The organism is Vallitalea longa (assembly GCF_027923465.1).
In the GTDB taxonomy this organism is placed as follows: domain Bacteria; phylum Bacillota; class Clostridia; order Lachnospirales; family Vallitaleaceae; genus Vallitalea; species Vallitalea longa.
The window spans coordinates 1-255 of the sequence record NZ_BRLB01000086.1 but is presented as its reverse complement, the minus strand read 5'-3'; the positions used below and the strand labels follow the sequence as shown (position 1 = coordinate 255).

At 27.5% G+C, this 255-nt stretch carries 1 protein-coding gene; it reads left to right on the top strand.

Translation table 11 applies throughout. From position 1 onward, the window contains the following. Nucleotides 1-255, top strand: a 255-nt coding sequence (locus QMG30_RS24930) for a helix-turn-helix domain-containing protein (RefSeq protein WP_281819938.1), incomplete at both ends; no start/stop codon positions are given.

Sequence of the window (255 nt, the reverse complement as noted above, 5' to 3'; positions counted from 1 at the left end):
TTCGGCTGTACTAGATTTGTATTCAATCGTTTTCTTAATCAAAGAATTGAATTATACAAGAATGAAGAAAAATCAACTACTTATGTTAATCAAGCTAAAGAGTTAACAGCTTTGAAAAAAGATTTAATTTGGCTTAAAGAAGTGGATAGTGTTTCTCTTCAATCTGCACTTAGGAATTTAGATACTGCTTTTAAGAATTTCTTTCAAAAGAGAGCTAAATATCCTAGATTCAAATCTAAAAGAAACAATATCAAA